Origin of the sequence: Vibrio taketomensis, assembly GCF_009938165.1 — a bacterium.
Lineage (GTDB): Bacteria > Pseudomonadota > Gammaproteobacteria > Enterobacterales > Vibrionaceae > Vibrio > Vibrio taketomensis.
In genome coordinates this window covers 921576-936303 of record NZ_AP019649.1, presented here as the reverse complement: position 1 = coordinate 936303, position 14728 = coordinate 921576, and the positions used below count along the sequence as shown (strand labels likewise).

The following is a 14728-nucleotide window of genomic DNA, read 5'->3' as shown; positions in this document are numbered from 1 at the left end:
TCCTTTTATTCTGTGTAACAATAAAACGCTTGACCGCATATTGTTTTGATTACGATTTGAACTTTTTATGACATTTGCCCACAGCGAAATTCCAATAATTTCCTGCATAACGAAACAAAAAAGGCGGGAAACCCGCCTTTGATTAGATTAAATATCGATATTTATCGATAGCTTAACGATAAAATGACTCCCCCACACTTGCTCGTGTCAGTAAACCATCACAGGGTGCAAAGCGTTCACCATACTTAGACGCATGCTGATTCATCATCTCGACAAGCTTTGGAATCCCAATCTGATCCATATAGCGGAATGGACCACCTAGGAATGGCGGGAAGCCAATGCCAAAGATCGCCCCGATGTCACCGTCGCGTGGCGAGCGAATAATGCCTTCATCTAAACAACGAACGGCCTCGTTAAGCATTGGCAAAATACAGCGCATCGCAATTTCCGCTTCAGCGAGTTTTGCTTCTGGCTTCAGATTCAACAATGAATAAACACTCTTATCGACTTGCTTATCTTTGCCTTTGTAAGTGTAAAACCCTTTACCGCTCTTACGACCTTTGCGCCCATCATTGAGCAAGGTGTCAAACACATCCGGCCCTTGGAAGCGATCCCCCAACTCTTTCACTAAGATTGGCATGATCTTCGCGCCGATATCGACACCCACTTCATCGAGCAGTGTGATTGGACCAACAGGGAAACCCGCATTCAATAGGGCGTTATCCAATTGCTCTATTGGCTCACCAGTGAGCAACACATTCGCTGCCTCATTCATATATGGCGCAAGAATGCGATTAACGTAAAAACCAGCCTGATCTTTCACAACAATTGGGGTTTTACCTTGCTTACGCGCCAGCTCTACCACGGTAGATACCGTTTGCTCCGACGTTCCATCATGAGGAATCACCTCAACAAGCGGCATTTTCTCTACTGGGCTGAAGTAATGTAAGCCAACCACATTTTCAGGACGCTGTGCTTTTTCTGCAATCTGTGAGATTGGCAAAGAGGAGGTATTGGTTGCAAAGATGGTTTCCAGTTTGGCATTTTGCTCAATATCCGCCACCATTTGCTGCTTAAGTGAGAGATCTTCAAATACTGCTTCAATCACCACATCAAGTTGATTAAACGTCGTGAAATCCACACCACCCGAGATTTGGTTCATCTTGGCTTGCAGCTGCGCTTTACTCAAAATCCGGCGTTTGCGCTGCTTATCAAACAACTTGTAGTTGTACTTAAGTGCGTTTAATACTCCATCATTACTCACATCTTTGACACGTACTGGCAATTTGGCTTTAGCGACTGACACATGAGCGATACCTGCGCCCATTAAGCCACCACCGAGTACACCCACACGCTTAACCGTCAGTGGTTCAGCATCACCACCGTGTTCTTTTTTCATTTCCGTCGTGGCAAAAAAGATTGAACGCAACGCTTTCGACTCTGGTGTCATCACCAACTCACCAAAGCGTTGTGCTTCGTATTCAAGCCCTTTCTTCAGCCCTTTTTCCAAGCCAAAACGAATCACATCCAATATCGCTTTCGTCGCCGGATAGTTGCCACGCGCTTTTTGTTCGGTCTTTTTCGCCGCTTGTTCAAAGATCACCTTACGTCCCAAACCGGTTTGCGCTAACAATTTCTCTTTCGTTGACGACGAATGTTTCGCTTTTGTGCTCTTATTGGCAAATTCCTTCGCAACGTCCAGTAAGATGGTATGAGGCACACAAGCATCAACAACCCCCAGTTTTTTCGCTTTTTTCGCGCGAAGCTGCTTACCGGTCAAAATAAGATCCAACGAGGGTAACAAACCTATCAAGCGTGGTAAGCGCTGCGTGCCACCAGATCCCGGTAACAAGCCCAACTGAACTTCAGGCAAACCAATGCGCGTTTTATCATCATCAGTACATACGCGATAATCACACGCCAAAGCGAGCTCTAAACCGCCACCCAAGCATGGGCCATGAATGGCCGCAACAACCGGAAACGGCAGATCCGCCAACTGTTGGAACATCTCTTGGCCTTTTGCGGCCAGAGCTTGAGCTTCTTGCTCTGATTGACATGCATCTAACATACGCACATCAGCCCCAGCGACAAAATTATCGGGCTTACCCGAGTGAAGAATTAGACCTTTAATTTGATCTTTTTGCTGACTAATTTCAGCGAACACTTGCTCCATATCTTCAGCAAATGCTGCTTGCAGCGTATTCATTTTTTCATTGGGTACGTCGACACAAAGCCAAGCAATGTTTTGCTCATCGACACTTAGATTGAACGCTTTTTGATCCTTCATTATTCAACCTCCAAAATCATTGCCGCACCTAAACCACCAGCAGCACAAGCGGTGTTCAGTGCCAAGCCACCACCACGGCGTTTTAATTCACGTAATGTTTGCGTCATCATACGCGCGCCGGTTGCGGCAAATGGATGGCCGTATGCGATAGAGCCACCCAACACGTTAAATTTATCCATATCAATTTCGCCAATCGCTTTGCTTCGCCCAAGTTTTTCTTGCGCAAACTTATCGCTAGCGAACATTTTTACATTCGACAATGCTTGAGCAGCAAAAGCCTCATGCATATCAATTAGAGTTAAATCATTAAGCGTGATCCCTGCTCTATCGAGTGCTAATGGCGTTGCGTAAGACGGCCCCATCAACATATCTTCGTGCACACCAATGGCAGAAAAAGCATAAGACCGAATGTATCCCATGATCTCCAGACCCAGTTCTTTAGCTCGGCCTTCTCGCATCAACATCACTGCGGCCGCACCATCGGTTAATGGCGTACTATTGGCAGCTGTTACGCTACCGTATTGGCGATCAAACGCCGGACGTAGCTTAGCGTAGCTTTCTAATGATGAGTCATGACGAATATTGTTATCTTCCGCTAACCACGTTTTGTAAGGTTCTGGGAACGCCGTCATCACTTCGCCGGAGATTTTCCCCTCTTTCCAAGCTTGCGAAGCCAACGTATGTGAGCGATGAGCAAGAGCATCTTGCTCTAAGCGCGTAATGCCATGACTTTTCGCCATCTGTTCCGCTGTCTGCCCCATTGACAGACCGGTAGAGTATTCTGCAACCGCAGGAGGGACAGGCATCAAATCTTTAAGCGAGAAACCTTTCAAGATTTTGAGCTTTTGCGCCATGGTTTTGGTTTTACTTAGCGCGAGTAAATTGGCCGCCATCTTTTTCGAGACACCAATAGGCAATACTGACGATGAATCCGCACCGCCGGCAATCCCCACATCAATAGTACCAGCCATAATACTCTCCGCCACATTCACAGCGGCTTGAAAACTGGTCGCGCAAGCACGCGTCACACTGTAGGCATCAGTATGGATGTTCATCCCCGTACCGAGCACAATCTCACGGGCAATATTGGGAGCCTCTGGCATTTGTACCACTTGGCCAAACACCACTTGATCAATGATTTTTGGGTCAAGGTCACTGCGAGTCATCATTTCACTCACCACCATTTTGCCCAAATCAACAGCAGGCACTTGCCCAAACTCGGTCGATTGACGTGCAAACGGTGTACGTAACCCGGCAACAATAGCAACCCGCTCACCAGAGCGAGTCATCACATCCTGCTTGCTCATTGTTTCTCCTTTATTTTAAGAGGTCTGACCAGAATTATTGTAACTAGTTTGTTAAACCATTCAAACATCTGTTTAAATAAACGTGATTTAACATACGTAAAAGCTGTTAAGACGATGAAGGATAAGCTGGTTTTAACTATAGTTGGTAATGGTGATTGCACTGTTAACTAAGTAGCAAAGCTGTAAAGATAGCGTTGAAGTATGAATAAAATGACAAATGAGGGTAATTGAGAGAAATTGAGGCAAAAAAAAACCACACAAAACTGTGTGGTCGGAATATGTAAAGCAATTAACTTACGCCAATTGAAATTAATCAGTTTCCTGATTAGGAGAAAGTAAAGTCAGCCTTCAAAAGGAAGTGTCATCTTGCTCAACTGTTAGTGCGAACACTAACTAGATGACAAGATGTACTATAACCGCTCAATTGTGACGGTTTTTGAAGTAGATCAATTTTTCTTTCGATTTCTAACCAGATTGACCGAGTATTCGCTTTTATCGCCTCAAAAGCCCAAGTTCGTCGCGGATTTCGTGCATTTTGCCGTTAGTTTGCGGCTTTAGCTCAACAACATCAAACCGCAAACGAACGGCAACCACACCCAGTCTGAGTGCATTACTTTATTATGCAACTGGATTAGTTAGAGCCTGCTAAATCGCATTATGTAGGTATAAAAAGAATCAATTAGGGAGGCTATGCGTGGCCATCTTAAATATTTTTGGAAAGAAAAAGTCGCAACGTCCGGTCGAATCAGATATGGACAGACAAAGAAAATATGAAGCTTTAGTCAGAGCGTACCATCGTGACCTTTATCGTTATGCCTACTGGTTGTGTAAAGATCCGACTATCGCCGAAGACTTAGTGCAGGAAACCTGCCTCAGAGCGTGGAAATCGCTCGATAGCTTACAAGATGAGAAAGCGGCAAAATCTTGGCTGATCACTATTTTACGCCGAGAAAATGCACGTCGCTTTGAACGTAAACAATTTGATTTGGTTGATATTGACGATCACAGCAACGAAGCCAAAGTCAGCGATGATGCCCATCACCAAAGTGAATGGATTCATACGCAGATCATGCGACTTGAAGTGGAATACAGAGAGCCTTTATTCCTGCAAGTCGTGGGAGGCTTTAGCGGTGATGAAATCGGCGAAATACTCGAACTGAATAAAAATACGGTGATGACTCGGCTATTTAGAGCCAGAAACCAACTTAAAGAGATGCTAGAACACGAAGAGAACAAACACAGAGGAGCGCACAATGGATGAGTTAGAATTCCGTCGTCGTATTATGTCCGACCCTAAACAGAGGGACAGCGACATTCTCGATGCGATGCGTACCAATGAAAACAACGCAAAGTTCGCTGAAGATATTGCCGATCTCGATAGTCGCATCGCTAAAGCGATGAACGTCGAAGTACCCGATGACCTTGCCGATCGCATTCTGTTTAACCAGAGCTCTCAGCATCAGGCAAAAGTGATTCGCCCAAACTTTGTTAGACGCAGCATGGCTATGGCCGCTTCCGTTGCGTTTGTGGTTGGGATATTGGTTGGACAAATCAATTGGGGCAATATTGTGGTCGCACCAGCCCAAGCGAGTTTAGCTGATATCGCGATGGAACATGTGATTGCAGAAAAGCCGTTTATTCGTGATTTAGATGAAAAAGTCAGCACGGCGCAGATTAATGCCAAAATGGTGCCTTTTACTCACGAGTTGGATAAAGCTTTTCCTTACCATGTTTACTACTTAAATCATTGCGGCTTTGGTGAAAGCAACGCACTACACATGGTTTTTGAAGGTGAAAAAGGCAAAGTCACCCTATTCATGACCAACATTCCCTCGACCAAGGTCGAAGATTTCTATGGCCAAGGAATGTCGGGTGTGGTGGAACCCGTTGGTGGCGGAGCCAGTATGATCATTGTTGGCGATAAAGATGAAAATGTAACCGGCATTGCCAATTCCATAAAACAACTTATCCAACCAGTTGCTATCTAACTGAATGAGCTCCAGTAATCACTAGGGGCTCTTTTTTTGCCTAAAATTTAGAGTACAAACTCTAGAAAGAGGGCTTTTCAGCACATTCCTGCATGATAACCGTCATTTCCATAATTTTATCATCAAATTAGACAATGGTCGGATTTCTATCTTCTATACTTCCGTCTAGTATCAGCCCCAAATGAGCAAAAGCTCAAAAACAGCGCCCACAAGAGGCGACTAAAAAAGGAAAAAGCACAATGAATAAAACGCGTCTGTTTAAAAAAACACTCGTTGCAGCAACCGTTGCACTTGCATCACAACAAGCTCTCGCAGCTGGTTTCCAGCTTAACGCACAATCTGCTACAGGTATTGGCCGTGCATTCGCCGGTGACGCAGTAATTGCTGATAACGCATCGGTAATGGCTCGTAACCCAGCAGCAATGGCGCTATTTGACAAAACTGAATTTTCAATCGGTTTTGAAAGCATCACTTCAATGATTGAAGTAAAGATGCAACTTATACAAACCAATTTGCACCAGCATTTGGTGGTGGTACCACAGTTAAAGACGTTCCTGATACTGATGATGTAGGTTCAACCTCAATCGCGCCAAATATCCACCTAATCGTCCCTCTAAATGAAAAATTTGCGGTAGGTGTGAATGCATACTCTAACTTTGGTACAAAAACTGAGTTTTCTGACGACTATATTGCGGCTGAATACGGTGGCTTAACTGATGTTAAGAGCTTTAACTTTGGTCTTGCTGGTTCATACCGTGTAAATGAACAATGGAGTTTTGGTGCTGGTCTCGACCTAATTTATGGTCAAGGTACTATGAAACGTGAAACTAGCTCTTCATTCGGAACAGGTTTCCCTGGCGTTCCTGCTATGAATATACCTGCAGTGCCTTCAGCAGGTACTGCTCTAGTGGATGTCGACAGCAGATGGCTTCGCATTTGGCTTTAATGTTGGTACGGTATTTGAGTTGGACGAAACAATCGTTTGGCCTTTCATACCGTTACAGCCAGAGTTTGAAGCGAAAGACGATCGCGGTCAGAAAATTACTCTACCACTACCTGATATGGCAGAGTTCTCTGGTTACCACAAAATTGAAGATACAAAATTCGCTGTACACTACTCGATTCAATACATTGGTTGGTCAGCATTTGATCAAATTAAGTTTAGAAACTTAAAAGACTCTCCACTTGGTTCAAGTTATGACAAAGATTACAAGTGGCAAGATGGCTGGCATTATGCAATCGGTGGTACTTACTACTTAAACAACGATTGGACACTACGTGCCGGTTATATGTACGACACCAGCGCGCAAGATAACCTAACGTCAATCTCTGTTCCTGACTCTGATCGTCAATGGTTCTCTGCTGGCTTTACTTACCATCTTGATAGTTCATCTAACATCGACTTCGGCTTCACTTTACCTAATGGGTGATGATGTGGCAGTTAACGAAGAACTTCTAGGTGGCGCAACGTCTGTTACCGCTACAACCAAAGCTAACGCAACCTTATGGGTCTGCAATACAGCCGCACTTTCTAATAGCGAACGCGATACAACTTCCAAGGGCTGGTTTTCCAGCCCTTTTTATTGCCTTGTCCTAAATTACTTATCCCGTAGCAAACTGTTCCCTCATCTTATTCGTTCTATAATTCAAGCGTTCTGAACCATTCCCTTCTATTCTCTTTCACTCTCTATTTTCCCAGTTTAGTACTCTCAACTCTGCACTCTCAGCATCTATAAACTTTCAGCGTACACATGCACTTTCTAATTGAGAGTACAGTTGTAAAAAAATTGAGTAAATTTACCGTACACGCGTACGCTGAGAAAAGAAGTGGTACGACCACTTTTGTGGTTGTTCGTGCTGAAATTTAATTAAATAGCCAGATATAACTCTAAATATACCGTTTGGTATGTTTTTTATTTTTAAAGCAATTGCTCTAAATTTAACATTCTCGCACTTCATAAAACCAAATTCAGCGAACAGAACAATGAAAACAAATAAGTCTCTTCTATCACTTGCCGTGGCATGTGGTTTAATTTCGACGTCAGCAAGTGTTAATGCAGCGGGTTTCCAGCTAGCTGAGTACTCAGCAACAGGTCTTGGCCGCGCATACGCTGGTGAAGCAGCAATGGCAGACAACGCGGGCTCACAATGGCGTAACCCTGCACTACTGATGCAGCTAGAAGGTACTCAAGTTTCTGTTGGCGCGATCTATGTTGATCCTAATATCGATATTGAAGGTACATCTTCTAGTAAGTCTCCACTGGGCTCATACAGCAAGCCAGCTAGCTCTTCTGATTTTGCTCACAGCGCAGTCGTTCCTAACTTCTATGTGTCACACAACTACAACGACAAGTTTGCTCTTGGCTTTGCGCTTGGCACTAACTACGGCATGGAAACAGACCTAGGTACCGCTTTTGGTGGCGCAAACCATGGTAACGAAGCACGTATTATTTCAATGGAAGCAAACCTAAATGCAGCTTACCAATTGACTGATGCGGTAGCGATCGGTGGTGGTGTGCGTTTTGTGCAAGCAGAAGGTCACTTTGGTGCAGTAGCAAGTGTTAATTCTCCAACGATTCCCGGTATTGTAGGCCCGGGTTCTACGCTAAAGTATATGGAAGGCGATGATACAGCGTTTGGTTGGCAAGTAGGTACAACTTGGCAAATCAATGAAAACAACCGTATCGGTTTTGCTTATAAGTCAGAAGTAGATTTGACTCTTGAAGGTCATGCAGAAGGACTCGGTTTCCATAAGATTGCGTTACCAAACGTGAAACAAAAATACGCGGGTTCGATGGCCCTTGCATTACCAGCAACGGCCGAGTTAGCAACGTTCCACCAAATTACTAACAAAGTAGCGATTCACACCAGCATCAACTGGACTGACTGGAGCAGCTTTAAAGAACTAGTAGCTGATATCCCTGAATTTGGTAATAAGAGCGCTGTTGATATCAAAGAAGAGAACTGGAAAGACAACTACCGCTTCGCAATTGGTTCAACGTACCAATACAGCAACAAACTGCAACTTCGTACCGGTATCGCTTACGATATGGCGGCAGTTGATACTGAACACCGCACAGCGACGATTCCAGAGACCGATCGTCTATGGCTAAGCCTTGGTGCAGGCTACCAATACTCTGAGCAACTATCGTTAGATGCTGGCTTTACTTACATCATCGCAAAAGACGCAAGCATGCATGAAAATGATGCTGATGCGAACCTCTTTGGTGGTGACTTCCAAGGCGAAGTAAGCGGTAGCATCTGGCTAATCGGTGTACAAGCGAACTACAAGTTCTAATTAGGAACGCTGCGCGTCACACGCAAATTAGAAACACAAAAAAAGGCTTGGATTTCCAAGCCTTTTTTATATTCAATCGCTGGTTCAAAATTTGCGAACCAAGATTAGAAGTCTTCTAAATACTCATCAAGATACGCTTCTTCATCATGATCGATTTCTTGCTGCTTACTTTCGATTTCAGCTTCAAAGTCTCGATGCTGCAAGTACACATCTCGCGTCAGTGCGTATGGATCTGGCGAGTTTTCTAACATCACTTCTTGTGAAACGAGAGAAGCACGCGTTTCCATCCCTTCCAGTGCCCATTTGCCTAAACCTGCCCAAAAGTTGAGTAGCGATAAAGGTACATACATGTTGTCAGCAAAATCAGCGGTTTCTCGAACCGTCCAAGGGCCATAGCCAGGTACCATCACGTAAGGGCCATTGCCTACGCCGTAGTGACCAATCGCATCGCCCAATGTCTTTTCATTGTGATCAGTAAGGCCTGCATCCGATGCAATGTCGATAAAACCAAGCAAACCAAAGGTGGTGTTAACCACAAAGCGACCTAGATGATCAAGCGCCTTACCGCCGTTACCCATAATCAGGTTATTGACCATACTTGATGGCTCATCAAGGTTACTAAGGAAGTTCGCAATACCGATACGCACAGGATCTGGCGTGTAATCGACATACGCAAGAGAAACCGGACGAACGATGTAAGGGTCAAGATAGTCATAGTTAATTGCCCACATTTCACGGTTAAAGCTTTCAAATGGGTCGTTCACATTCGACACACTGGTTTCTGCTTCATCGTCTGGCGCGCTTGAACACCCCGCTAACAGTGCCACTGAAAGCAGTGATGTCCACAATTTTGGCTTAAAGCTCTTTTGCATAAGGTGCTTAGGCTTAAGGCTCTTCATCAAAAATATTCCATAAAAAAGGCCGGGATAATCTCCGGCCTTAGTGTACTGTGATTCAGTGCATATTAATACTGGCTATTCACCATAACCTCGACCGCATCTCCCATTTTAGCGGCTGGACTCTCACCGTACCAGTCGCCTTCTTTGGTCGCTACGTTACCGTCGTTATCAACACGCACTCGTACCATGTAGTTTTCAAGTTGCGATAGCTGACGACCTTGCATCATGCTGTTACCGTCATCTAACACTACTGTACGCGGGAAAACGCCTAGTGGGTAACGAGCTGCCGCTACTGGCACTGGAGAGCCATCTGCGTTGTGCACAGAGACAATCAGCGCTGCGTCAGGCTTAGCCTGCACCTCAGGAGCAAGATTAATCGTTACTGATACAGTTTTACCCGAAGCCGCTTTACCCATCTGTTTTTGCGCGTTTTCAATGCTGCGAGCCAGCATCTCGTAACGCTCATCTTCAGGGCCTACCATCTGTTGCATTATGGTCCAGTAACGCACTGCGGCTGCATAGTCTTTACGCTCGTAAGCATCAAAGGCTAACAGTGAAAATACGCGAACATCCATAATGTTGCGCTGTACCAGTTTACCCAGTGTTGAACGCGCTGTGTCTTGGTCAACCGCATCTTGCGACATCATCAAGGCTTGAGCATAACCCAACATGATATCTGGATCAGTTGGATTCAGTTTGTAAGCCTTGTTCATTGCACCAATCGCGGTATCAATATCACGGTTCGCTAGGCCAATACGACCCAATAGTAACCAACCTGTCGCATCGTTTGGTGATTTGTGCAGGCGAGTACGCAGTGCCAACGTCAGATCTTTCATCTCGTCATCACTGAGCGAAGCGCCCTCTGGCGACATCAGTTTTTTCGACAATGCTGGCAAGTTAGAATTCACTTGTTGCCATTCTGCCACTTCATCCGCTGCACCAAATTTAGCGTACAAACCGTAACTGATGGCAATCGTCACCAATAGCGATGGAACAATGACCATCCAAGCGTTGAGTGGTTTTTGTTCAACATGCGCTTGTTGCTGAGGAATATCATCCAAAAGCGATTGTTTTAAGTCGTCGATCAGTTCTTGTTGATCGGCAACCAAACCCTCTTCTGTTTCTTCCTCAAGCTCAGATAGGCGATCTTTGTAGAACGCTTTGTTGAGTTCATCACGCAGCGCGGCATCGTTGTTTTCTTTGCGTCTGATAAACGGTAGCGCGATAAACACACCACTCACAATGATAAGAACGATTGAAGCAATCCAAAATAACGTCATTACTGCTTATCTCCGTCGTTCTTTTCATCTAGAAGCGCTTTCAAACGCTGCTCTTTTTCTGGATCCCATTTCTCTTCTGTCGCAAGTTGTTTGTTTTTGCGGCTACGCACCACAATCAGGCCAAAACCCAATACAACAACCGCGAGCGGACCCAACCAAAGGATTGATGTCGCCAAGGTAAATGGAGGGTTGTAAGTCACGAAGTTACCGTAACGGTCAATCATATATTCAACGATTTCGTTCTTCGACTTACCGTCTTTTGTCATTTCATACACTTTGTGGCGTAAGTCTTGCGCCAATTCAGCGTTCGAGTCTGCAATCGTATTGTTTTGACATTTCGGGCAACGTAGCGTGTGGCCGAGCTCTTTAAACTGCTCTTCTTGCTGCAGCGTATCGAACTCGTACACTTCAATCGCAGCGTGGGCAGCGATTGAGAAAGTCATAGCAGCGATAAACGCTAATACCCACTTTTTCATTGTTTCGCCTCCGCCAGCATTTGTTGATACATCGGTTCTAGTGTTTCTTTCCAGTTACGAGGGTTTACATCCCCCACATGGCGGTAACGAATCACACCGTTTGCATCAATTAAGAACGTTTCTGGCGCGCCATACACGCCTAAATCAAGCCCAAGCATACCGTTACCATCAAACAAGCTGATTAGGTAAGGGTTACCTAGATCGTTTAACCAACCGACCGCTTTATCGCGCTGATCTTTGTAGTTAAGACCAATGATTTTTACGCCGTCTGACGCCAGTTCATTGAGGTATTTATGTTCCGCAAAACACGTAGGACACCAAGTCGCCCAGACGTTAAGCAGTAATGGCTCACCTTTAAAAATCGATTGGTCGTACAACTTACCCGGCTCGGCTAAGTCTTCCAAACGAAATTGTGGCACTTGTCTACCGACCAGCACGGATTCCAATTTGGTTGGATCATCACCTTCGGCGTTACGCACCAGCTGAGTTGTAAATACTGCCACTAAGCCAAGGAAGACAATCAGTGGAATAAAAGAATTTTTTGTTCATTTATGCCTCCTGTTTTTTGGCTTTCTTGCGGAAACGGTAACGCTTATCGCTGATCGCTAGCGCACCACCCAAAGACATGATGATCGAGCCCGCCCAAATCCAGTTTACAAATGGTTTGTAGTAGATTCGCACTGCCCATGATTTATTGTCATCAAGACGGTCACCCATCGCTACGTATAAGTCACGAGTTAGGCTGCGGTCGATCGCGGCTTCTGTCATCATAGAACGAGCGGTACGGTAAAAACGTTTTTCCGCATGTAGCGTATTGACGTATTTGCCATCGGCTGTGATTTCAAAGTCTGCAATGTAACCATCGTAGTTCGGACCATCATGATCACGCACTTGCGAGAAGTAGAAGTTGTAGCCTTCTAACTGGAAGCTATCGCCCGGAGCCAAGCGTACATCACGTTCAATACTATGAGTTTGCACCATAGCAATACCGATGATTGAAACGGCTAGACCAATATGACCCAGCATCATCGCCCAGTGACTACGTTGTAGTTTGAAAATTCCGCTAAAGAAACTGTGGCGATGCGTCGCACGCTCATACAACTCGTAACAATGCAGAACCACAATCCACATTGCCATCAACCAACCTAGGTAGGTCATGAAGACGAAATAATCAGAGAAGAACCAGTTCAGCAGTGCAGCGAGACCAATCGCAATCACACCAGACACTAGCATCGGCTTCACAAGGCTAGAGAGGTTGTCACGTTTCCAACGGATCAGAGGACCGATACCCAATACAAATGAGAACGGGATCATTAGCCATGCAAATAGCATGTCAAAGAACGGCGCACCGATAGAAACTGAACCGAGGCCAAGTTGTTTGTGCACAAGTGGCAACAATGTACCTACCAGTACCACCACCAGCGCTGCAATTAACAACACGTTGTTAGCAAGTAGTGCATTTTCACGCGAGACCAAATCAAATTCACCGCGAGCGCGAACAGTTGCACCTTTAACGGCGAATAGCAGCAATGAACCACCGATAACGAACACTAGGAAACCTAGGATGAACATACCGCGTGATGGATCAGAAGCAAATGCGTGTACTGAAACCAAAATACCCGAACGAACTAAGAAGGTACCTAGCAAGCTTAATGAAAACGCAGAGATAGCAAGTAGCACTGTCCATGCTTTGAATGTGCCGCGTTTTTCAGTAACCGCTAACGAGTGCATTAAAGCGGTACCCGCAAGCCATGGCATAAATGACGCGTTTTCTACTGGATCCCAGAACCACCAGCCGCCCCAGCCAAGCTCGTAATAAGCCCACCAAGAACCTAGTGCGATACCTAGCGTCAAAAATAGCCACGCAGCCGTTGTCCAAGGACGAGACCAACGAGCCCACGCTGTATCAAGACGACCGGTCATCAGAGAGGCAATAGCGAAAGCAAAAGCAACCGAGAAGCCTACATAACCCATGTAAAGCATTGGTGGGTGAATAATCAAACCCGGGTCTTGCAGCAGTGGGTTTAGGTCACGACCATCAACAGGGAAAAACGGTAAAGTACGTAAGAATGGGTTTGAAGTTAGGATAATGAACAGTAGGAAACCTACACTGATCATACCCATTACTGCGAGTACGCGCGCCACTGATTCTTGAGGCATACCACGACTGAACGTCGCAACCGCGACAGTCCAACCCGCTTGAATGAGTACCCAAAGTAGCAACGAACCTTCATGCGCACCCCATACTGCAGTCAGACGGTAGTACCATGGTAGTTGTGTATTCGAGTTACTCGCAACGTAATTGAGCGTAAAGTCGTTGGTGTAGAACGCCCAAAGTAAAATAGCGAACGACAGCGATAAAAGTAGGAACATGGCCCATGATAATGGACGGGCGCTGTTCATTAGCTGAGTGTTTTCTTTGGCGGCACCCACCAAAGGCAAAACACTCAGAAGTACCGCCATAGCAAGCGATACTATTAGAGCAAAATGGCCGATTTCAGCAATCATTGACTGCTTCCTTGTTTTTGTTGTTCAGTGTATTCAAGAGGTGTGTGCGATTTCTCCATCGCTTCAGCAATTTCCGGTGGCATATATTCTTCATCGTGCTTAGCTAATACTTCGAACGCTTCAACCGTTGTCGGATCAACTAATACACCCTGCGCCACAATACCCTGACCTTCACGGAACAGGTCTGGCAAAATACCGTCATAAACGACGGTCACTTGCGGGCCAACATCGTGCAGTTGGAACGATACACGCAAAGATTCTGGGTCACGCTTAACCGAGCCAACTGTCACCATACCGCCAATACGCAAGCGTTGGCCAACTTCTGGTTTTGTGCCATCCGGTTTACCCTGTACCAATTCCGTTGGAGTGTAGAACAAGTCCATATTCTGACCGAGCGCGTAGATCATCAACCCAATGGTTGAGCCAATACCCAAAAAAATGGCGACGATGATAGCCAGCCTCTTTTTACGTCTTGGGTTCATAACGTGTTCTCCATATTTTTAGCAGCTTCAATACGAGCTTGACGTGCCACTTTATTCTGAACTTCATTCAATAGTGATTTATGACGACGCACACTGCTGACAAGCAATGCAATCATCACGAAAAAGGTAATACCAAAGGCGCTCCATACGTAGCCCGCATAACCGCCCATCGCAAATAGCTCACCCAAAGATTCAAAATGCAT

Annotated in this window: 11 protein-coding genes and 2 pseudogenes; 4 read left to right on the top strand and 9 right to left on the bottom strand. The window is 45.4% G+C overall.

Annotation, left to right across the window (positions count from 1 at the left end; translation table 11 throughout):
• Positions 1–172: 172 nt before the first annotated feature.
• Positions 173–2287, bottom strand: coding sequence for a fatty acid oxidation complex subunit alpha FadJ (fadJ, locus tag Vt282_RS04330; RefSeq protein ID WP_162062652.1), 2115 nt, complete (start codon positions 2285–2287; stop codon positions 173–175).
• Positions 2287–3594: an acetyl-CoA C-acyltransferase FadI gene (gene fadI, locus Vt282_RS04325; protein ID WP_162062651.1), complete on the bottom strand. Its 1308-nt coding sequence runs from the start codon at positions 3592–3594 to the stop codon at positions 2287–2289. The genes fadJ and fadI overlap by 1 nt, the downstream gene beginning before the upstream one ends.
• Before the next feature lie 709 nt (positions 3595–4303).
• Between fadI and Vt282_RS04320 the strand changes: the two genes are divergently transcribed.
• The 4 genes and pseudogenes from Vt282_RS04320 (at position 4304) to Vt282_RS04305 (ending at position 8880) form a co-directional block, all read left to right on the top strand.
• On the top strand, positions 4304–4855 hold the full coding sequence (locus tag Vt282_RS04320) for a sigma-70 family RNA polymerase sigma factor (RefSeq protein ID WP_174238915.1): 552 nt from the start codon (positions 4304–4306) through the stop codon (positions 4853–4855).
• On the top strand, positions 4848–5582 hold the full coding sequence (locus tag Vt282_RS04315; protein WP_162062650.1) for a DUF3379 domain-containing protein: 735 nt from the start codon (positions 4848–4850) through the stop codon (positions 5580–5582). The genes Vt282_RS04320 and Vt282_RS04315 overlap by 8 nt, the downstream gene beginning before the upstream one ends.
• Before the next feature lie 239 nt (positions 5583–5821).
• Positions 5822–7117, top strand: a pseudogene (locus Vt282_RS21185) (outer membrane protein transport protein).
• 449 nt (positions 7118–7566) lie between these two features.
• On the top strand, positions 7567–8880 hold the full coding sequence (locus Vt282_RS04305) for an outer membrane protein transport protein (RefSeq protein WP_162062649.1): 1314 nt from the start codon (positions 7567–7569) through the stop codon (positions 8878–8880).
• A 104-nt stretch (positions 8881–8984) separates the two neighbouring features.
• On the opposite strand, the gene Vt282_RS04300 is transcribed toward Vt282_RS04305, so the two are convergent.
• From Vt282_RS04300 to ccmD, 7 genes and pseudogenes are all read right to left on the bottom strand, one after another.
• Positions 8985–9752 carry an MlaA family lipoprotein gene (locus Vt282_RS04300; RefSeq protein ID WP_162047593.1) on the bottom strand — a complete coding sequence of 256 codons (768 nt, stop codon included), beginning with the start codon at positions 9750–9752 and terminating at the stop codon, positions 8985–8987.
• 92 nt (positions 9753–9844) lie between these two features.
• A complete protein-coding gene (ccmI, locus tag Vt282_RS04295) occupies positions 9845–11059 on the bottom strand; it encodes a c-type cytochrome biogenesis protein CcmI (RefSeq protein ID WP_162062648.1) in 1215 nt (404 codons plus the stop codon).
• Positions 11059–11535 (bottom strand): cytochrome c-type biogenesis protein, encoded by a 477-nt coding sequence (locus Vt282_RS04290; protein ID WP_162062647.1) that lies wholly within the window; start codon positions 11533–11535, stop codon positions 11059–11061. The genes ccmI and Vt282_RS04290 overlap by 1 nt, the downstream gene beginning before the upstream one ends.
• Positions 11532–12084 (bottom strand): annotated as a pseudogene (locus Vt282_RS04285) (DsbE family thiol:disulfide interchange protein). The gene Vt282_RS04290 and the pseudogene Vt282_RS04285 overlap by 4 nt, the downstream one beginning before the upstream one ends.
• Complete coding sequence (locus tag Vt282_RS04280; protein WP_162062646.1) at positions 12085–14043, bottom strand: heme lyase CcmF/NrfE family subunit; 1959 nt, start codon at positions 14041–14043, stop codon at positions 12085–12087.
• Positions 14040–14525, bottom strand: a complete 486-nt coding sequence (gene ccmE / locus Vt282_RS04275; RefSeq protein ID WP_162046805.1) for a cytochrome c maturation protein CcmE — start codon at positions 14523–14525, stop codon at positions 14040–14042. Before ccmE ends, Vt282_RS04280 begins: the two co-directional genes overlap by 4 nt.
• Positions 14522–14728 carry a heme exporter protein CcmD gene (ccmD, locus tag Vt282_RS04270; RefSeq protein ID WP_162046806.1) on the bottom strand — a complete coding sequence of 69 codons (207 nt, stop codon included), beginning with the start codon at positions 14726–14728 and terminating at the stop codon, positions 14522–14524. Before ccmD ends, ccmE begins: the two co-directional genes overlap by 4 nt.

Coding starts and splice junctions, on each gene's coding strand:
- Vt282_RS04290 (WP_162062647.1), bottom strand. CDS start 11,535: ATGAAAAAGTGGGTATTAGCGTTTATCGCTGCTATGACTTTCTCAATC.
- Vt282_RS04280 (WP_162062646.1), bottom strand. CDS start 14,043: ATGATTGCTGAAATCGGCCATTTTGCTCTAATAGTATCGCTTGCTATG.
- Vt282_RS04300 (WP_162047593.1), bottom strand. CDS start 9,752: ATGCAAAAGAGCTTTAAGCCAAAATTGTGGACATCACTGCTTTCAGTG.
- fadJ (WP_162062652.1), bottom strand. CDS start 2,287: ATGAAGGATCAAAAAGCGTTCAATCTAAGTGTCGATGAGCAAAACATT.
- Vt282_RS04315 (WP_162062650.1), top strand. CDS start 4,848: ATGGATGAGTTAGAATTCCGTCGTCGTATTATGTCCGACCCTAAACAG.
- ccmI (WP_162062648.1), bottom strand. CDS start 11,059: ATGACGTTATTTTGGATTGCTTCAATCGTTCTTATCATTGTGAGTGGT.
- ccmD (WP_162046806.1), bottom strand. CDS start 14,728: ATGCATTTTGAATCTTTGGGTGAGCTATTTGCGATGGGCGGTTATGCG.
- fadI (WP_162062651.1), bottom strand. CDS start 3,594: ATGAGCAAGCAGGATGTGATGACTCGCTCTGGTGAGCGGGTTGCTATT.
- Vt282_RS04305 (WP_162062649.1), top strand. CDS start 7,567: ATGAAAACAAATAAGTCTCTTCTATCACTTGCCGTGGCATGTGGTTTA.
- ccmE (WP_162046805.1), bottom strand. CDS start 14,525: ATGAACCCAAGACGTAAAAAGAGGCTGGCTATCATCGTCGCCATTTTT.